This window comes from Aminiphilus sp. (assembly GCF_029975095.1).
Taxonomy (GTDB): Bacteria; Synergistota; Synergistia; order Synergistales; family Aminiphilaceae; genus Aminiphilus.
Window position 1 is genome coordinate 1 of record NZ_JARKPW010000225.1, and the last position, 19,354, is coordinate 19,354.

A 19,354-nucleotide genomic window follows, 5' to 3' on the forward strand; every position below is an offset into this window, starting at 1 on the left:
GAAAACAGCGCCCCCGTCGTCGGACGGTGGCGCTGTCGGGGTGCGCGTGCTCGGAGCGTCGCGCTCTTGTGGGGGCTGTGGTGCCTGCACGGGCCACGCGGTGGGGCATGGCGGGCGGGGTGCGGGGTCACGTCTGCGGAGATGTGGTCGGTGACGCCGGGGCTGCTCTCGGAGCTGAGCCTGCTTCCGCCGTAGTCCCGTGGTGGTGGTGTTGTTCGCGAAGCGCAGTCCGTCATGGCGGCGTTGCTGCTGCTGTTGACCATGCCGCCGCCGGTCCGGAACAGGTTGCGCCGTTCGCGGTGTCTACCGGTACGAGCCCATGGCGATGGAGCCCGTGTCGCTGTCGAACCGGAAGGAGACGAAGCGCAGCTCGTCTTTGATCTCCCGGCGGACGCCGCGGATCTCCACGACGACGCCAGGGTGCAGTTTCTGCTTCACCTTGATGTAGCCGCCGCCCCGTATCTTTTGTTCCATGCTGTTCCGCAGGGCGGTCCGCTCGTCCTGCAGGTGGTGCAGCTCCCGGATGGAGGCGTTGTAGTGCTGGATGAGCAGCTCCATCTTGGTCTGGATGTCCGGGGGAAGGACGATGCGGCCGTCCTTGACGAAGCGGGTGACGCTGCGCTTCATCACCTCGGAGATTTTCGCCGCCATTTCCTGAAGTTCCCGGATGCGCGCCTCCAGGGCCTCGATTCTCGCCCGGGTTCGGAAGTCGACGCCCGTTGCGAGGAGGGTGCTGGTGCCCATGAGGGTCCCCGCGGCGGCGACGTCGATCCGCTCCAGGGCCACCACGGAGCCGCCGAGGACGCCCTTGTCGGAGCCGCGCCGCCCTTCGAGGATCACGCTCGTGCCGGAGCGAACCCGGGCGTGCATGAGATGGGACTTGGCGATCACTTCTTCGTCGGCGGAGACGGTGCCGCCCTCCATGAAGCGCATGGTCACCTTGCCTCCGGCGTCGATGTCGCTCGTCTCGCCCAGAATGCCTCCGTGGATGTGCACGTCCCGCCCGGCCTTGATGGAGGCGGACTCCACGTTGCCGAAGACCTCCACATCCACTCCGGCGCTGACGAGAAATCCCTCGCGCACGTTGCCCCGGACGATGATGCTGCCGTCGAAGAGCACGTTGCCCACGCTCAGATCCACATCGCCCCGCACCACCACCACGGGCTTGACCAGGAGGCGGTTGCCCCGGAACATGGGCTGCCCCGTGGTGGCGGCCGTGAAGAGTCTCCCGTCCTCGGAGACGACGCCGTCTCCCACGGTGAGGGGTGATTTGGGAGGGGCGGGGCCCTCGATGACGTTGCCGAAGATGTCCCGCCCCGGTTCGCCCGGAATGGCGGGCTCAAGGATGGCGAGCAGCTCCCCCGTCTCGACGGAGAAGATCTCTCCCTTGTCCCGGTAGTCCACCTTCGCCTCGGCGTGTTCCATGCGGGGCGGCCTGCGCCCTTCCAGGGGGAAGAGGATTTCGAGCCGCGCCTCCCGGGGGAATTTCGGAGGAATGCCCTCGGCGGCGACTACCCGGCGCTGGATCTCGCCGGTGGCGTTGCAGAGGCGCACTCCCTCGGAGAGGCTCTCCTCGGCGATCTCCTTGATGCCCATCTCCAGGAGATGGTCGCAGATGGCCGCATAATCCAGCGCTTTGCCGCCTCCCGAGGCGGGATAGAGATCCACGAGCGCCTTGAGGCGGTCCTTGGGGACCTGCACGTCGAAGGTGGCGTCCACGGGCTTGACCGTGCCGTCGCTCGCGACGGCGGCCACGTCCATTTCGGAGAGGAGTTTGTCGATGCCCGCCTCAAGAAACAGTTCGGCCCGGCTTTTCTCGCTCTCCCCTGCGTCGGGGGCGTTTTCTCCGGCAGGGGTGTCGGAGGCCCGGTCGAAGAGGAGCCCGGCGGGAGTTTCGGAGAACATGTCGAAGTCCGGGGGACCCGGCGCTCCTTCACCCGCGTCCGTTTTCGCCTGTCTCGCCGGCTGTTCCGCGAACATCCCGGCGTCGTCCGTCGTTTTTCTGTCGCCGCATGTTTCCTTGTTGCGGGGTTTCAGCACGTCGTTCATGACGCATCGTCCTTTCGAGGGTTCTCTCTTGGGCGTCGTGCCGCACCGCATCGCGTCGTCGCGCTGCCTGCGCCGTTTCGCTCTCCCGGGGGCATTTCGCCCGGCCTGAGAGAACGTGTCTCCGGGTTCATGGAGAAGGGGCCGGCGTCACGCCCTCTTTTCGGACAAGGATAAGCGTTGACACGCTGTCAATGTCAAGTCTCGTCTGCGGCGGAAAAGGGAGTCGTCTTCCGGGGAAAAGATGCGACCGAAGGGAAGAAGGCTTGTCCCGGCGAAGAAGATCGCCGTACGATGGTGTTCGCGAGCCGCTCCTTCTCTCTGTTGTAGCGAAGCGTCATCGACTCGTCGGCAGATTCTGTCACAGCGTCGCATATCACGTTGTTTGAAACGGTATAACACAAGATGTCCCGTATGACATGAGGCCGGAGACTCATCTTTTGGGAATGCGGTCCCGGGGCCGAAAGTCCGTCTGTACCGATCACGGGAGCTTGGACTGTGCCGGCCCCGGAAGTGTTTCTGTTGCATCCCGGGAGGTTGCCGCCCGGCGCTGGAAACATCTCCGTCCGGGCGTTCGCTCTTCGCCCGGTTCCGTGCTCATTCCACCCTTGGAGAGGGAGAGGGAAGCAAGGGGCGTCGCGGCAAAAGTCCCCCCAGGCGGCGAAGAATTCCCCTAAAGGTGGGGCGTCGTCGTCGCAGGTGCGACGGCGCACTTCCCGGCGCGGGGAGCAGGCCCGCGAGGAGCTGCCGTTCGCCCTCCGTCGGAGGTTTCCACCCGGCGCCCAGGGAAACGGTGTTCGGCAGCGGGGTGTCGGGCTTGCCCAGGGGAAACGACGCGGCTCCTTCGAGGAGACGGGACGACGTGGTCATGGAGGATCCTCCTTTCCTGTGTTCCTTCACGATTTTCCTCGCCGGATGTGCTCTTCCGGCGTTGTGGCAGACCCGCATTTTCTCGGCGGGCCTCATGGAGCGGCTGTTTTTCGTTGCGGTGTCCGTGCCGGTGCCCTTCGTTCGTCGTTTGTCGGGTGCCTGCCTCAGCGCAACTGTTCGTCCAGCCAGTCGAAGAGCACCGCCGCGGAAAGGGGCGGATTGTCGAGCTGGCAGTGGGCGTTGGCGCCGCTCTCCCGCTCGAAGACATGGAGCGTCGCCTTGGGCGCCGCGGCGGCGAAAGCCCGGGACTGCTCCAGGGGAATGGCCCCCTCTCCGGCGCTGACCATGCCGAGGGCGGGCATGGAAAGCGTGGCGAGCTGCTCCGGCGAAATGTGGAAATCCTTCAGCCTGTGCAGCATGGTCTTGACCGAGGGCTCCCCGAAGCGCAGACACAGGTTGAGCAGGGACAAACGGTACTTGGGAGGCATCGCCTCCGGCGGAAGGGCCTTGAGATCCTCCACGGAGAGGTCGTTCGCCTCGAACTGTGCCGCCACCTGCTCGCCCATGGTGGCCACGGCGTAGGCGTTCATGTCCAGCAGGGGCGAGTTGGCGATCACCGCGGCGAGGCGTGGTTCGCCCAGCGCGGCGGAGAGGGCGAAATACCCGCCGAAGCTGGCTCCGTACAGAATCACTTGCGTTCCGTCCACGTCGGATCGGGCCCGCACCGTGTCCAGAAGGGTCCGCCCCACGGGGCCGAGATCGGGGACGAAGGTGGAGCCGGGGACGAAGCGCCGCAGCCCGGCCTGGCCGGGTCCTTCGAAGAGGAGCACGTTGTACCCCCGCTCCAGGGCGGCGCGCCCCGCGGCGAAGAACATCTCCTCCGCAGTGCCGTCGAAACCACTCTGGGCGAGAAGCGTTCTGCGTCGCTCGCCGGGGGCGCCGGAGCGGATGAAATACCCCGGAAGGAACCCGTCCCCGAAGGGAATGCGCAGGTCCTCCACGTACCATCCGGAGAGCTTCAGCGCCTTGAGAAAGGTCTCCCGACAGGACATGCCCAGGGCGCGGGTCGCCTCATCGAGCTGGTCGCCGTAGTATTCCGCGGCGCGGTAGTACGAGGCGGCGCGGAAGAAGGAGTCCCGGGCGCTGATCCGGTTGCCCTTGGCCAGACGGCTCTCGCCGTCGGCCTCCAGCCGGGCGCCGAGGGTTGCGAAGGAGGCCTGCCACGATGCGGGGTCTCCGTCGGCGATGTCCTCCGCGGCGAGGAGGATCTCTCCGGGCGTGCCGCCGCCGTAGAAATCGGCGCCGAAGCTCCGGAGAAGCTGAAAGTCCATCTCGCCGTCCTTGAATATGTGCAGCCTGACGCCGCTCCGGGAAAGGCGCGGCGCGGCGCTCCCGCCGCCTTCACCGGAATGCTCGCCGCCGGGGGCCTCTTTCGAGACGGCGCCGGGTGCGGAGGAGATCGCGTCGGCGCTGCCGGGCGCGGTGCCGGGCGTGCCCGTTCCGGACGCCGCATCGGCGGCGCCGGAGAAGAGCGCCGTCGCCATCCAGAACAGAAGAGCCGCCGCGAGCAACACTCCGAAGAATTTTGTCATGGTCGTGCCTCGCCTCCTTCTGTGCAATGCGTTGCCGAAAGAAGAGGGATGTCCTGAAGAGAGGGATGCGCTGAAAAGACGAATGCCCTGATGTCAGTGTACATCATTTTCGCTCTTTTCGACATCCCCTTTTGCGCCTGCGCTCGTGCGAAGGGTTTCGCGTGGCGACGGTGCTTTGCGCCGAAACGATTTTTTGAAAGACGCTCCGGAACGGATTTCTAGAAAAGACCTCGTTCCGGAAGAGATGTTTCCAGAAAATGCTCCGGGCGAAAGAGTGAATGCGTCACAAGTGCAACGTTGCGTGAGCCTGTATAAGCGCGACACTGCTCCGAGGAAACCTCCACAAGCGCAATGCCACGCCGCAGAAGTCTTCCAGAAGCGGCAACCTGCCCGCCACGGACATCTGCCTCTGAAACAGTCGTCGCACTTCGGAGGCGCGGTCCTGGTTCTATCCGGCGTCCTTGAGACCCCCCGCCTCTTCCGCCGCGCCCGCTCCTTCGTCGGTGTGGAGCGGCATCAGGCCGAGCTGCACCAGGCGGATCCGCATGGCCTCCCGGGAGACGAGATAGCGCGCCGCCAGCTCCTTCACGGGCGGAACAAGGCGCCGCGGTTCCCGGACCAGGAGCAGCTTGGGCATGAGCAGCTCCGCGGCGAAGCGATTGGCCTCGGTCTCGCGGAGCGGCGACCGCTCCAGATTCCACGTCGCTCCCGCCGTTCGAGCGGCGTGTCCCGCCAGCAGGGCGTGCCCCAGCTCGTGGGCCACGCTGAAGCGCTGCCGTTCCCGGCTCAGTGCCCCGTTCACCGTGACGAGGCGCCGCCCGTCCCGGGTGCGCGGCGTGTACACGGCGTCGAAGAGCGCGCTGCCGCAGGAGACGACCCAGATCTCGACTCCGAGCGTCCGGCACACCGCGCCGACGTCCACGGGCGGTTCCGGGCTGCCGAGGCGCACCCAGAGCTTGCGCGCCGTCACCTCCGCCCACGTCATGGGGCACCTCCGCACCGGAATGCCGGGTTCCGCCGGAAAGCCGTCGTGTCGCACCGGAGGGCGGTTTCGTCGAGGTAGCGCCCGCCATCGGGGAGAGCTGGATTCTGACCATTCCGTTTTTCCGCGGTCGCCGCGTTGGCCGGAATTTCTTTGACCCGGCGGCGTTTCCGTGTGCATCCGATGCGGTATGTCCCGTGGTACGCCCTGCGGTGCGCCCCGCGGGGCGGCCGGTCGGGCAGCGCCGTCAGGGACGGGGACATCAGAAGCTCCCCTCCGCCCGGCGGGCCTTGAGCGACGCGTCCACATAGCCGAGGGCCAGCTTGAGATGCGTCACCAGAAAATCCCAGTCCTCCTCGGTGAGTTCGTGCCGTGCCTTGGCGAGACTCCGCAGGTGGAGCCCCACTTCGGGATGTTTGCGGGCCAGCTCGTCGAAGAGCGCCTCGCTCTCGCTCACCCGCCGCTCCGGCGGTGGCGCCGGGGCGATGTCCTCGTCGCCCGCGAGAAAGGAAAGCGGGCAGCCCAGCACGTTTGCCAGGGCCTTGAGCATCTCCAGCGTGAAACGCCGCTCCCCCCGCTCCATGCGGCTCACGTTCGCCTGGGTGGTGCCCAGCGCCCGGGCGAGTTCCTGCTGTCCCATTCCGGCGTTGCGCCGGGCATAGCGGATCCGTTCTCCCACTGAGGACACGCGGATCACCTCCTTTACGTCACTGTGCACCGTGCAATGTCCATCGTGCGTCTTTTTTGCGCGGCCATGTTTCTCCGTTCAGTATACTCCTTTTCGGCATAACGTAAACATATTTTGTCATAGGACATGTCTATGCGTATTGAAAAATGTCGAAAAGGATTATACGATGCCTTCGGAGGTGATGTCCATGTCTTTCGACGACACGAAATGCCGCACCCATCTGTCCGCGCTGGCCGAGAACATCCGGCGGGCCCGGGTCAAAGCCGGATTGAGCCAGGTGGAACTGGCCGAAAAGTGCGCGCTCTCTCAGGGGAATCTCTCCCGCATCGAGACGGGGGAGCGCCGTCCCTCGGTGCTTCTGCTGTTCCGCATCGCCGAGGTGCTGGAGCTTTCGCCGACGCGGCTTCTCGCCCGTCGGGGAAGAGAGCGGGGGCTTCCATGCCGTCGCGCCGCGGCGCCCCGCGCCGGCTGCATCGCTGAAACGGAGGCGGAAGCCGGAGCGAACGCGGAAACCGGAGCGAACGGAGAAGCCGGGGCGAACGGAGAAGCCGGGGCGAATGCGGCAACCGCAGTGAGCGTGGCAGGCGGCGTGAAGTCGCAAGCCGGAGCGAATGGAACAGGTGGAACGAATGGAGTGCATGGAGTGGTTCGGGCGGAGAGGGCGGACGCCGGGCGGGTGTTCCGCGTGGCCTCTTCGGAACGGAGAGGAGCGCTTCCGTGAGTGCGGCGGGTGACCGCGAAAGCGCCGGGCGGACCGGAGCGGTGGGTGACCGGCCCGACGCGGCCCGCCAGGGGGGCTGGTTTTCCCGGGTGGGCAACGCCGTGCTGGACGACGAGACCCTCACGGCCTACCAGAAGAGCATCTACGCGGCGCTCTGCCGCTTTGCCGACCGGAACGGGCGCTGCCATCCCTCGCTGGCCACCATCGCCGCCAAGGCGGGGTGCGCCCGAAGGTCCGTCGTGGAAGGGCTGCGGGTGCTGGAGGAGCGGGGGTACGTGGTGCGCGAGCCCCGCAAAGCCGGGCGCTGCCGCATCAGCAACCTCTACCGGCTCTACGGAAACGAAGGCGCACCTGAAATCGACCCCGTCAACGTCAACGCAACGAAAGGTACAACCGAAAGCAAAGACGTGATCACCGTCGCCGACGCAGGCGAGGACGGCACGTTCTGCGCCCCGGCGACGTGTGCGGGCGCGGCCTCGGGGGGTGGCGTCCTTTCCGGTACGGGGCCGGGAGCGGCGGAAACGTCGTCGTCCGGAGCGGTGCGGTCCGGCGTTTCCTGCGGCGCGGCGGGGGGTGCGGAAGCGGCGGCGAAGACGGGGACGCCCCGTTTTGCGGCATTTTCGTCACCGCCACCGCCGCTGCGGTGCCCCGGGAGTGGGGGAGTGCGGGTGCTGCCCCGGGTTGTGCGCGACGCGCCCTCTCCGGGGCAGGACGCGCCCGACGTCGTGCGGCAGGTGCCCCACTCCGGGCGGGAGGCGCCCCGCCCCGGGCAGGTGCCGCCCTCGGGTGGTGCACCTTCCGCCTCCAGAACCAGACTCAGTGAACCAGACCCGGAAACCAGACGGGGGAACCAGAGAGAGCGCCCCCGCCCCGGGCGGGGGGAGGAGGCCTTTGCCTCCTGGGTGGCGGGCGTGGTGGACCGCACCCTTGGGGCCGGAGGAGCGCGGAAATGACCCCCGAGGACTTTCGCGAGTTCGTGACGCTTTTCGGGCGTACCGCCGAAGTGTACGGGCGTCCCCTGCCTCCGGACGGCGCGCTGACGGTGATGTTCAACGCTCTGGCGGACTGCACTCTGGAGGAGATCCGCGCCGCTCTCACGGCCCATATCCGGAGTTGCAAGTTCATGCCCCGTCCGGCGGATTTGCTGGAGCAGATCCGGGGCAGCGAGGAGGACCGGGCGCGGGCGGCGTGGCACCGGGCGCTCGCCGCCTGCCGGGGGGTGGGGACCTGGATCTCCGTGTACTTTGATGACCCGGCGGTGCATTACGCGGTGGAGCGCTTGGGCGGATGGCCCGCTCTCGGGGCGGTGAGCGGCGCGGATCTGCCCTTCCGGGAGAAGGACTTCTGCTACTGGTACGCCCGGGCGGAACGGGCCGACCTCGCCTGGGACGCGGTGCCGCCGGTTCTCATGGGGCAGCACCACCTGCTCTCCCGGGGCGGTCTCTTTCCGCCGCCGCCCCCCGTGCCCGCGGACGAGCGCACTGCGGCGGCCCTGCCCCGGGGCCCCGCCATTGCACCGGGCACTGGTGCGCCGCAGGGTGCTCTTTTCCGGGCGGGGGCGGCGCCGCTTCGGGACGTTCTTCGTTCTCTGGGCGAGGCGGTGCATGCGTGAGTGCCTGTGGGTTTGAGAAACTTCCCCGAAGCCGTCTCGTCCGCTCCAGAGTTCGCGGCAGAAGGGGAATGTGCCTGTTTCCCGGGGAGGAAGCCTCGGGGGTCTTGGTCGCCTCGAATTCTTCCACCTGATTCTCGGGAAGTGTCTTCTGTTTACAAGGGGTACAAGGGGGGAGTGTCTCCAAAAACCGAAACGAAGGGCGAGCGAAGGGGCCGGATATCGAAACTCTCCCTCCTTCGATGACACACTGCGCAAAACAGGCTTTCCTTCGGAGTGTTCTCGTTCTTGCTCCGGAGCGGAGATGGCTGCTCCCCGTCCGGATTCTTGACCGGCGTCACGAACCGGCTCCCGTGTCCGCCCCCAGCACGGTTTTGATGTAGGTGTCCTTGTCTTCGTCCTGGAGCACGATGTGCCGCCGGCTCATGTCGGCCTTCGTGACGTTCCATTGTCTGCACATCTCATGCGAGGGGGTGTTGGACACGATGAAGGATTCGAGCACGACGTTGCGGTCACCCAGCCGTTTTTCGATTTCCTTGATCGTTTCGTAGAATCTGATCTTCGGATCCTGCAGCCCCACGTTGCGGATCCCCTTGGGATCGACGAACGTAATGCGCTGACGCTCGCCCTTGAGCTGCCAGACGATGAAGTCGGGATGGAAGTTCCCCGCCTCGAAGAATCCGATTCCCCGGCCTCGGCTCAGGTTGCGCAGCAGATACAGCTCTTCGTCTGCAACGTCGTCTGGATTTCCTTCGTAGAAGGCCTTGAGATCCTCCACGAAGCGCCGCTCGCCCCTGTTGAGCGGCACCGGCGAGATCTCCACCACGCCGCCTTCGAGGGACAGCAACGGCTGATAGAGGTGGTGGTCGAACCAGATCGCTTTGAGACCTTGAAACTCCAGTAGTTTCAAAGTCCCGTCTTTGATGGTGTCCCTCAACTCGTTCAGCTTCTGGACGATTTCCTTCTGGGATTTTTCGATCAGGATCCGGTAGCCGTATTCGGGACCGTTCTCGCGCACGACGCAGGGGAAGTTCGGGTCGTCATCGCCGATGTCGCGGTACTCCAGGTGCGGCAGCTCCCACTCGCGCTTTCGGAAGGTGTAGTAGTGCTCCACATACTTGCGCAGCAGCGCCTGCGCGATCTCCTGCCAGACACGCACCTTCTCGAAGGAATCGAAGGCCAGTTCCGATTCCGGGATCAAGAGCCGGTACCACGATTCGTCCGCCAGAAGCCTTGTGATGCCGGCGCGCGTCAGGTTCAGGTTGTGCCGGCCCCGCTCCGCCTTGAAGCGCTCCAGATCGAAGAACAGGCGGTCGAGGTCGAGAAGGGCCACGTGCTGCGCCGTCAGGTGCGCCTCGTTCGGCGCGCCCTCGTCGCCGTCTGGGCCACCCAGCGACTTCATGGCCTGGATCTTCGGGTACCAGTTGAGGATCACTTGGTTCTTCTGCAGGTACGCCGTCGCCGGGTCGCGTTCCGGGTCCGGAGGTTCAACCGTGGGGATGGGACCGAGCTTGCGGAAGGCGTCGCCGAAAGCGGTCTTGACGCCGTTGATCCCTTTCTTGAGCCGGATGGTCTTGAGCGGCCGTGTGCCGAGGTTCTTGAGGATCGGCAGGACGATCTCGATGCGTTCCGTGTCGCCCGGCAATCCCTCTTCCTCCAGGAAGTCGCGGAACTGCGCCATGTAGTCGGCGCGGATGCCGAAGATGTTCAGCGTCTCGAGCGTCTCGATGTGCTTGGGTCGCTCAAGGCCCTGGGGCAGCGCGGCGCGTGCGCTGCGCTTGAGGCTCATCCCGATCCCCTTGAGCCGCACGCCGCGGCCGAAGAGCTGGATGATCTGCGCCCCCTCGCCCCTGCCCACATGCATCAGGCCCATTGTGCTCACACGCCAGCTGCTCCAGCCCTCGGTGAACTTTTTCGAGCCGATCAGCACGTTCACGGTCGAGGCAGGGTGTTCCAGCTCGTGAAAGAGTGAACCCGCAAACTCGCGTTCGGCGACGCTCAGGCCCTTCGCCTCGCAGAGCCTCACCAGCTTGTTGTCGTCGCCCACGTTGATGACGCCGAAAGGATCGTTGTCGCCGACGCGCAGAGCCACCTCACCGGCGGCACCCTTAAGGTTCTCCACATGGAGCGCGCCGCCACCCGGCGCGTTAAAAATCGTCTTCAGCGTTTCGTCGAAGATCTGCTCGGGCGAGAGTCCGCAGGTGTTTAGATACGTAAACCGACCGGCGAAGAGGTTTTTGCCCGAGGCCGTCATGAGCCCTTCGTGCAGCACACGGCGGATCCGCGCGGCGCTGTCCGTGCGATTCGTTGCGTACCCCCCGAGGAAGCGCAGGATCTCGACAATGTCCGAGGCATCCCGCGTCGCCAGGGTTGCCGTCACGCTGCCGCCCACGAAGATCCACAAAGGCCGCTCCAGGCTGAAGGGCCGGAACGTGGCCTCCTGCTCCCGGTAGAGGCGTTGCTGCTGGAAGAAGGCGAGCAGACAGGCGGTGAGGTAGGCCTTCAGCCACTCCGCGTTGCTGTCGTCCTCCAGGTTCAGGATTTGGTAGTCCTTCCCGAAGCCGTCGCCGTAGAACCAGCGGTAGGAGTAGTCGAAGAGGATGCTGCGCGCGTAGAGGTCGGTGAGGGCCTGACTTCCCTTCACCGCCTGGCCGAAGGTGGCGGAGTACTCGAAGGAGAAGCCCTTCTCGCACAGGGCGTTGCGGTACTTCATCCAGGCGCCGTCTCCACCGGCCGAGGCGCCGCGGTGCCCCTCGTCCACCAACACCAGGTTGTTTCCCTCGAAAGCGTCCACGGCCACGGTCTTCTCGCCCATCTCCTCCTTGAGTTTGGTGACCTCCAAAATTTCCACCGTCTGCCCGGCGAAGAGTCCGCGCCCGTCTTTGTTGAAGATTTCCGCGTCGATACCGGCCTTTTCGAACTCGCGCAGGTGTTGCTGGGAGAGCCCTTCGTTGGGCGTGAGCAGAATGATCCGGTTGAGTTCCCTGGCGCGGCCGTGGGTCTCAAGGAAACGCCGGTACTGGAGAATGTGCGCGTGCATGAGCAACGTCTTGCCGCTGCCGGTGGCCATCCAGAAGGCGATCTTGTTGAGCTGGGGCCAGGCCTCGGCGTCCTCCATCAACGGCTCGATCCGGTCGGCCTCGTCAAGCGCCTCGTCGAGCGCGGCGATCCGCGCGTTCAAAACGGCACGCAGGGCTTTGGGGTCGCGGAAGTAACGGTCCAGGTAGATCTCGGTAAAGAGCAGCGCCAGGTACTGAAAGTACTTCCACACAATGGGCTCATCGCCACGGGTGCACCGCCGCTCGTTGAGCCGCTGGGTGACCGCGACGATGGCCTGATCATGTTCGAGGAGCAGATCGTCCGGCAGCTTTGGGCGTTGCTCGGCCGGCAGATGTAAGCACAGCGCGTGGTGGAAGCGGTGGATGTTGTTCTCGTCCAACCCCTCCAGCGCCTCGTCGCGCAGATGCTCCGCGAGCTGGTCGAAGCGCTCCACCCCGAACAGGCTCAGAAGCCATTGGTTGAGGACGAGCTTTCGATTGAAAGACAATGCGGGATGTGCGTTGCGCTTGATGCCGCGGCGTCCGGCGGCAGTCGCAGAACCCGTACGAGAGCGTGCGCGTGGCATCAGCTTTTCCCCCGATGACCCATGGCTCGACTCACGGCCCGTCCCCGTTCCGTGAGCCGGTACTTCTGCAGGCGGCTACGCGGTGCTTCCGGACGGGTCATCTCCAACACTCCGGAAGAAATGGCCGCATGGAGATAACGGAGGCGGAAATGTTCCTCATCCTTGAGACCGAGAGCGGTCATGATCTCCGCACGAGACATCTCGCCTCGTACAACGCCAAGCAGGCGTTCGACTTCCGGGGCGACTTCCCGGGCGACTTCCGGGGTGACTTCCCGGGTGACCCCAGTAACCGCCGCTTTGCGGTGCAGGGTGGTGATCCAGACTCCGCCCTCGACCTTGAACTCCGGTTCGTTCAACCCCGCCGTGCGGCAGCGGTCGATCATGTCACGGATGCCGGTGCCCATGCGCTCGATGTATTTGGCCAGGTACATTGGCTCGGCGAGCAGGGGGTTGGCCGGCACCGACGGGTGCGGCCCCTTAAGCGACGCCAGGGTCAGCGTCGGCGGCAGCGTTCCGGGGTTCCAGATTTCCAAGCGGTCCTTGAAGAGCATCACCTGCACGCTCGCGTCGCTCGTGTAGTCGCGGTGGCAGACGGCATTGACGATGGCCTCGGCGACGACCTCCTGGGGGATCTCGTAGGCGGTGGGTGCCTGAGCACTCTCTGCGCGAGTGCCGACCCAAAGATCTATCTTGGAGAGCACGAAATCCTTTGCCTGGTCCACGAGATCGAAGACCGTGCCCTTGTATACCTGGTACGACGGAATCGGCTTGGCGACCTCGGTGCCGTGGAAGTGTGCGCACCGCACCTCGGAGGCGGGAAGAAAGCGCTGCGGCTGCCGACCGAACAGCAGAACGGCGGCGTGCGTCGGCCTGTCGCGGTCGAACAGGTTGAGGTGTGCCAGTACTTCCTGCACAGGTGTACCCTCGGGCAGCGGGAAATTGCGACTGCGCCGGGCGAGCGCCACGAACCGGGTTATGCGCTCGGTGTCGAGGTCTTTCAGCGTGGCGTCTCGGCAGAATGTCGCGTCGAAGGGCGTGAAGCGGATGATCTCCCTCTCCTCCAGAATTCTCACGAGCGCTGCATACACCGCCGCGATCAGCCCCGTGGGCTCGGTAAAGCGACGGCGGATCAGTTCGCCGCCCGCCCGTGCGATCAGCGCCCGCATCTTCGGGTGGCGGGTTTCGTCGGCGGTCCCCTTGACGAAGATCAGCCGCGTCCGGCCCGCCGCGCCGGCGGCTTCGAATTCCCGCTCCGTGGGTGAGAGGCCCGACGCATCCTCGGTACCGTAGTCATAGCCGAAAAGTCCGAGGTACACGTCGCAACGGCGCGCCTCGTCAAGGTAGAGATCATCGGCGCGCCGGTCGCCGGCGGGCGCGTCCTCGAACAGGAACACCTCGAAGAAGCGGCGCAGGAGCGGATCCCCCCGCAAGTAATCGCGCAACGCCGCCCGCTCCACGGCGAATTCACGCTGCACGCTGCTGAGAAAGATGCGGAGCGGCGTCATGTCCTCATTCCTCCTCGGCCTCGAACATCAGGCGCAGGAAGTCCTCCTCGATGAGGCGCACCTTCCAGGTGTCGTGCGGGGTCTTCAGGTTCTCCAGGTTGTTGTCGCCGTTGACGTAGATCAGGTCGAGCCGGCTGTCCTTGCTGGAATAACCCTGCTTCGTGAACCACTCGTCGAGAACCAGGTTGTCCTGCTCGATCCTCTCGGGCGTCTCCTCGCCGGGGCGTTTGCGCCAGATGACGAGGGTTCTGCGGCCGTCGCGGGTGGCGCCGGTCACCGTGCGGAACCACCATGTCTTCTCCGTCCGCTCCCCGCCGGGGAGCGGGTCGGGGTGAGGGGTAATCTGCTCCAATCTACCCTTGAGCCGAAGTCGCCCTTCGCCGTCGCGCTCGAATTCGGCAGTAAAGCTCTGCGGCGCGGCGAGGTGCTGGACCGTGAGGCCGATGAGCCAGTTGAAGGTCTCGATCAGGTCAACGTTCACCTCTTGCGATTCGTCCGAGCCGGGGCGCTTGACCGTGAGCGTGTACACCGTGGGGTCGGTGAAAGCGGCGATGTTCAAGAGCGACTGACTGCCGCGGGTTTCCACGTCCAGCATGTAGCGGAGCAGATACTGCTCCTTGAGTCGCTCCGGCCCTTGCGCCCGGGGAAGATCAAAGAGGCTTCGCTGTGCTTCGGTGCGGCGAAGCCTCAGGTTGTTGAGCGTGTCCTCGTAGGATTCGAGGCGGATGATCTTGAAGATGCGCGGACTGCGTTCGGCTTCTTCCGCCGTGGCCATGCGCTTGGGTTTGCCGTCCTTCCACTCGGGGGAGTAGGCGACTTTCTTCAGGCGCGGCAGCAGCACCGTGTCAAAATAGTCGGCCATTTCCACCAGGATGAACTTGCGCCGGCCGCCGTCCTCGCGGTTCAGGTTGATGACCGCGTGGCCCGTGGTGCCGGAGCCGGCGAAGAAGTCGAGAGTCACCTCACCCTTGCCGACCTGCACAACGCGCTTGATGAGACCGACAGGCTTCGGACTGGTGAACAGCGTGTCAGGGAGCACGTCTCGAAGCTGCCGAATGCCGTCCTGGTTGTGGCCGACATCCTCGTACTTCCAAAGTGTCCGGGGGACGAGCGCCCCGACCTCGCTCAAGAAACGCTTGTACGCCGGAACTTCGTTCGTGCCGTCTTTGCCCCACCATACCCGACCTTGCTCAACGTTTGTTCTGTGCTGCTCTTGGCTATACGCCCACACTCGGTTCCGTTGCGGCCAGATTTCCTTGCCGGTGTTTGGATTGACGATCGCGTAGAAGAGGTTGGGGCGCTCATCGGCGGTTTTGTTGGACTTGTAGTCACCGGCCTTCCACGGCCCGCGCGGATCGTCGTCCGGGTTGGCGTAGGCTTTGTCCTGGGCAGCCGTGCGCGGAATCTTGCCGGGTGACCACGAGAGTCGGTTGCGCGCAAAGACCGCAATGAAGTCATGGTCGTCGCTGAACCACTTGGCATCGTTCGCAGGAGCGTATTTTTTCTGCCAGATGATGTTGGCCACGAAGTTGTCGGCCCCGAACGCGGATGAGAGGAGGGCGCGCAGAAGCGCTTGCTCTCCGTCGTCGATGCTCGAAAAGAACGATCCGGACTCCGCATGAAGCAGCGGCAAGGCGGCCTCGGCGCGGCCAAATAACGCTGCGGCCCAGCTGGAATGCGGGTAGTTGTCCTTATAGACGAACCCATCATTACCCGTGTTGTACGGCGGATCGATGTAGATGCACGTCACCCGCTCCCGATAGCGCGCCTGCATCAGCGACAGCGCCTGAAAATTCTCACTGTGGACGAGCACCCCGTCGGTCTGCTCGTCCAGGTCGCCGACTGCCGCAAGCAGCCGCGCCGTGAAGTCGGCGTCGAAGTGCCGCGTGTCCACCATCAGCGTCGGCTGCGCCTTCAGCAAGTCCACTGTCAGCGGTTCGCCGGCGCCGGGTTTGCCCGTCTCGAACAGATTCCCGCCGGCGGGCTTTAGGTCGTCGATCGCATGGAGTCGGATCCACTCTTCGCGCTGGGCGTCGTTCGCCGCAATCTCGGGATAGAAAACTTCCGGGATCACGCCGAGCCGGACGCACCAGCTCGTCTCGGTGACGAACTTCTTCTTGAGCCACAGTTTTTTCTGGAAGTCCTCGACTTGGGCCAGGAAGGCGATGATCTTGCCGGCGATTTTGCGGATGACCTTGATCTTGGAAAGATACTGCTCGACCCGCGGGGCGCTTTCGTTCTCCACGTCGTCGAGGTGCATCACCTCGTTCTTGATGTAGAAATCCAGCTCTCGCCGCAAAAAGCCGCCCAGATCCTTGTGGATGAAGTAGTCGAAGGTATTGCGGGCGGTGTAGCGGTCCAGGTGCGCACGGAGCCGCGTGACCTCGGACGTTGCGCCGTCGGCGCGGATGTGCTTTGCCCCCAAGGCTTCGAGCCAGTCGGCCGGCGCGCCCTCCTTCAACCCGAGAATCGCCGCCTCCGCGGCGGCGTTGAGGTCTTTTTGCTTAGCCGGATCAGGCTCGTAGGTGAAGCAAATCACCAGTTCGCCCTCCTCCATGGCGGCGAACGGCTCTGGGGCCGGCTTGAAGCGCCGCTCTTTCCCCGCCTGTTCCTTCACGTTGCCGTGCTCGCCTTCGGCCGCATCCACCAGCCGAAAATGCACGCGCATCGGGTTTTTCTCGGCATCTGGCCGCAGGCGAAAGGTGTAGTTGCGCAGGTACTCGCTCGTTTTGATGTAGTGCTGGTCGGCGTTGGCCCAGTGGAGCTTGACCTCCTCGCCCTCGTAGGGGATGGCGTAGACACCCTGCTTGTAGACGCGCTTGCTTAAGAAATCGCCCTCGGAGTAATAGCGGCGGAAGAAGCTGAAGAGATGGTCGTAGACCTCGGCTTCGAGCGCGTCCAGGTCTATCGCGCTGTCGGCCAGCTTTGTGCGCAGGTCCCTGACCTTGGGAAGCGTCTCCGGGTCCGTGCCGAGGGCCTGTGCCTGCTCGATGGTTTCGGCCAGCTTTCGCTCGATCGCCGCCTTGTCCGCCGGGCGGTACTGCGCGAACGCCTCCTTCACCTGCGTCAGCAGGTCTTTCTCCAGGAACTGCGTGATCTCGGCGGCGCGGGCGCGCATAACCCGGTAGACGCCGAAGTCCAAGTCGGGTTGGTCGAGCTGGAACAGCTCCTTCAGCAGGCTTATGAGTTTTTTATCGCGCTGGTCCATGGGTTTTTCCGTCCTCGGTTGTCGTGATTTAAGAGTCTCATTATACGATAGCCCAGCGAAGGGTGAACAGGGTCTCGCTTGTTGTGGCCCGCGCCTCCGCAAGGGGCAGGAGATCGGTCGCTTCCGCCGCGGCAGGGAAGCAAAACGCCACCGTGCGCGGTGATAGTGGCGCCGGAGGCAGGAGGTCGGTTGCTCACGCCGCGGGAGCGGGCGGTGCGGCGCCGCGCATTCGGTCCAGAAGCCTCAGGATGTGCAGCAGGTAGAGAAGGGCGCCGCCGTTGGCGGCGAGGACGGGGCCGATGATCCACCCGGGGATGATGCCTGAGACGAGCATGGATGTGCCGAACAGGATGGAGAGCAGGTTCATCGCCACCTGGGTGGTGGTGAGCTTCACCAGAAGAGGCGGAACGGGGCCGGGCGCGGGGCGGTGCGCCTCCGGGGATGTGCCGGTGCCCTGGGACGTGTCCGTGTCCGTGCCCGGGGAGATTTCCCTGTCCGGAGAAGCGCCCGTCCCCGGGGCGTGCGGCGTCCCTCGCGCCGTCAGGAGGGAAAGACAGAGCTTGCCCAGGGTGAGCCCGCCTCCCAGGATGTTGCACACCCCCACGAGGACGGTGAGAAACGGCACGAGAACGCCCGGAACGATGCAGGAGACGATGCCCGGGGCGGCGAAGAGGAGCCCCAGGATGATCATGAGCCGCGACCGGGGAAACGCCCCGACGGGAGTGCTTCCCGCAGCGAGCATCTGGAGGGCGAAGAGCACCATGAGCAGGCCGAGCTGGGCGCTTCCCGAAAAGGGAAGCAGGCCCACGTTGACGGGGATCAGCAGCACCCCCAAAAGGACCATGAAGACCCCCGTGAGGAGCAAGAGCGCCCTGTCCGCAGGCAGCGCCCCCGGGCCGCTCCGGGGGATTCCCGCCTCGGGATAGCGGCGGTAGACCTTTTCGAGGACGAAGGCGAGAAAGAAGAGCGCGCCGCCGGAGGCGAGCGCCACAAGGGCCGTCAGCGGCGTGGCGAACAGATCCTTCTTCCAGACCAGAAGCCCCAAAAGAATCGACAGCGCGTAGACCGCCCCCGCCGCAGCGACGAGACGCCGGAGGACGCCTCCCTGTTCCAGCCAGACGCGGCACTTTTCCCTGGAGAAGAGCATTTCCAAAAGCAAAAGAGTACCCCCCGGCCCGAGGCAGAGGGCGAGCAGCATTCGGGGCATCTCGCCGAGCAGGCCCGGAACGAAGCAGGTGACGATGCCCACGGAGGCGACGGCGATTCCCAGCGCGAGCAGCGGTTTTGTCCGGCGGGCGTCGCCGAAGGGCGTTTTCCCCAGCGTGACGATCTGCACGGCGAAGAAGAAGAGGAGCAGCCCGTACAGCCCGTCTTCGTACCAGGGGAGCGCTCCGGAGGCGGCGGAAAAGAGCAGCGCCCCCGCGAGCGTCAGGGTGAGCCCTCCCACGAGGAGGATGACCACTTCGAGGGGAAGATCCGTTGCGCCCGAGAGCCCCCGCAGTCCCCGCAAAGACCGGAGATGCCGCAGGAACGGCAGATGCCGCACGCGCTGTGCGAAGGACTGTGCGCATCCTCGCTCCGGTGTCACGGCCGTCTCCTCGCCTTTCGTTCTCTTTCCTTCATGCGTCTTCCTACCTCCCGACTCCTGGTCATGTGTCTTGCCCGCCTGTGATCGCCGTACTTTCGTGATTGCCTGCGTGTGTATTATTTCCTGCCTGTGTCGTATTGCCTGCTCGTGCATTTCTGCTGCGGTTTTCTGTTGAGGCTTTTTGTCGTGGTTTCCCGCCGGGGTTTTGTGTTGCGATTTCCTGTTGGAGCTTTTTATGGCGGCCTCCTGCCGCGATGCGGCGCAACGTTCAACCCGGCTCCGGCTTTCCCGTGCCCGTTTCCAGCAGGAGAGACCGATTCTTCCGGGCGGTGTCCTCCGTTTTCTCGGGGTGCTCTCCCTTCTTTCTTCTCCCTTGTTCCGTTCGACGGATCAAGCCGCACGGGACAAGACGCTCCGGTTTCCTCCGTTGCAACGGCAGGCTCTCAGCAGTAGGTTCCCTTCGTGCGGTAGTTCTCCCGGCGCTCCGCCGCCAGTTCCCGGACGAGCCGCTGGAATTCCCCGTACTGTTCCCGGTAAAGCGTGTCGAACCCTCTGGCCGATTCGGGCAGGACGATCACGATGGCCTTCTTCTCCATTTCGGCGAAGATGTACTCCACCGCTTCCTCGACACTGATGGAATCCGGCGGAGGGGCCATCTCGCCGAAGATGGGGGTGCGGACGTTGGCGGGGCAGAAGACGCTGAAGGAGAGCCCCTCCACCTCCAGCTCGTACTGGAGGCTTTCCGTCATGCTGATCACCGCGCTCTTGGTGGCGGCGTACACCGCCTGGTAGGGGAGGGGAATGCGTCCCGCGATGGACCCGGTGTTGACGATGTGGCCGAACCCCTGCTCCCGCATGAGCGGAATGGCCGTGTAGGTGCCGTGGACGACTCCCTTGAGGTTCAGTTCCTGCTGGTTTTT

At 64.9% G+C, this 19,354-nt stretch carries 14 protein-coding genes; 4 read left to right on the forward strand and 10 right to left on the reverse strand.

Going from position 1 to position 19,354, the window contains the following annotated elements; translation table 11 throughout:
* Positions 1-195: hypothetical protein (locus Q1K49_RS13835; protein WP_300526561.1), on the forward strand; the 195-nt coding region annotated here is incomplete at its 5' end.
* A 108-nt stretch (positions 196-303) separates the two neighbouring features.
* On the opposite strand, the gene Q1K49_RS13840 is transcribed toward Q1K49_RS13835, so the two are convergent.
* The 5 genes from Q1K49_RS13840 to Q1K49_RS13860 form a co-directional block, all read right to left on the reverse strand.
* Positions 304-2,049, reverse strand: coding sequence for a FapA family protein (locus Q1K49_RS13840; protein WP_300526562.1), 1,746 nt, complete (start codon positions 2,047-2,049; stop codon positions 304-306).
* 594 nt (positions 2,050-2,643) lie between these two features.
* The gene (locus Q1K49_RS13845; RefSeq protein ID WP_300526563.1) at positions 2,644-2,916 is read right to left on the reverse strand and encodes a hypothetical protein; all 273 of its coding nucleotides are present in this window, start codon (positions 2,914-2,916) and stop codon (positions 2,644-2,646) included.
* Between the two features lie 164 nt (positions 2,917-3,080).
* A complete protein-coding gene (locus Q1K49_RS13850) occupies positions 3,081-4,508 on the reverse strand; it encodes an alpha/beta hydrolase-fold protein (protein ID WP_300526564.1) in 1,428 nt (475 codons plus the stop codon).
* Between the two features lie 448 nt (positions 4,509-4,956).
* Positions 4,957-5,493: an ImmA/IrrE family metallo-endopeptidase gene (locus Q1K49_RS13855; protein ID WP_300526565.1), complete on the reverse strand. Its 537-nt coding sequence runs from the start codon at positions 5,491-5,493 to the stop codon at positions 4,957-4,959.
* A 259-nt stretch (positions 5,494-5,752) separates the two neighbouring features.
* A complete protein-coding gene (locus tag Q1K49_RS13860; protein WP_025745638.1) occupies positions 5,753-6,178 on the reverse strand; it encodes a helix-turn-helix domain-containing protein in 426 nt (141 codons plus the stop codon).
* 187 nt (positions 6,179-6,365) lie between these two features.
* Here Q1K49_RS13860 and Q1K49_RS13865 point away from each other — a divergent pair, with 187 nt between their 5' ends.
* From Q1K49_RS13865 to Q1K49_RS13875, 3 genes are read left to right on the forward strand one after another with little or no spacing between them, the layout of a single operon-like run.
* The gene (locus Q1K49_RS13865; RefSeq protein ID WP_300526566.1) at positions 6,366-6,899 is read left to right on the forward strand and encodes a helix-turn-helix transcriptional regulator; all 534 of its coding nucleotides are present in this window, start codon (positions 6,366-6,368) and stop codon (positions 6,897-6,899) included.
* Positions 6,896-7,852 (forward strand): helix-turn-helix domain-containing protein, encoded by a 957-nt coding sequence (locus Q1K49_RS13870; RefSeq protein WP_300526567.1) that lies wholly within the window; start codon positions 6,896-6,898, stop codon positions 7,850-7,852. Before Q1K49_RS13865 ends, Q1K49_RS13870 begins: the two co-directional genes overlap by 4 nt.
* Entirely contained in the window at positions 7,849-8,511 is a 663-nt protein-coding gene (locus tag Q1K49_RS13875) for a DUF6475 domain-containing protein (protein ID WP_300526568.1), read from the forward strand. Before Q1K49_RS13870 ends, Q1K49_RS13875 begins: the two co-directional genes overlap by 4 nt.
* 334 nt (positions 8,512-8,845) lie before the next feature.
* Here Q1K49_RS13875 and Q1K49_RS13880 read toward each other — a convergent pair whose 3' ends face one another.
* From Q1K49_RS13880 to Q1K49_RS13900, 5 genes are all read right to left on the reverse strand, one after another.
* Positions 8,846-12,133 (reverse strand): DEAD/DEAH box helicase family protein, encoded by a 3,288-nt coding sequence (locus Q1K49_RS13880; protein ID WP_300526569.1) that lies wholly within the window; start codon positions 12,131-12,133, stop codon positions 8,846-8,848.
* Positions 12,133-13,638, reverse strand: coding sequence for a Fic family protein (locus Q1K49_RS13885; RefSeq protein ID WP_300526570.1), 1,506 nt, complete (start codon positions 13,636-13,638; stop codon positions 12,133-12,135). The genes Q1K49_RS13880 and Q1K49_RS13885 overlap by 1 nt, the downstream gene beginning before the upstream one ends.
* A gap of 4 nt (positions 13,639-13,642) precedes the next feature.
* Positions 13,643-16,846: a site-specific DNA-methyltransferase gene (locus Q1K49_RS13890; RefSeq protein ID WP_300526571.1), complete on the reverse strand. Its 3,204-nt coding sequence runs from the start codon at positions 16,844-16,846 to the stop codon at positions 13,643-13,645.
* 193 nt (positions 16,847-17,039) lie between these two features.
* Positions 17,040-18,434, reverse strand: a complete 1,395-nt coding sequence (locus Q1K49_RS13895; protein ID WP_300526572.1) for a hypothetical protein — start codon at positions 18,432-18,434, stop codon at positions 17,040-17,042.
* A gap of 443 nt (positions 18,435-18,877) precedes the next feature.
* A partial coding sequence (locus tag Q1K49_RS13900; RefSeq protein WP_300526573.1) for an SDR family oxidoreductase occupies positions 18,878-19,354 on the reverse strand: 477 nt, incomplete at its 5' end.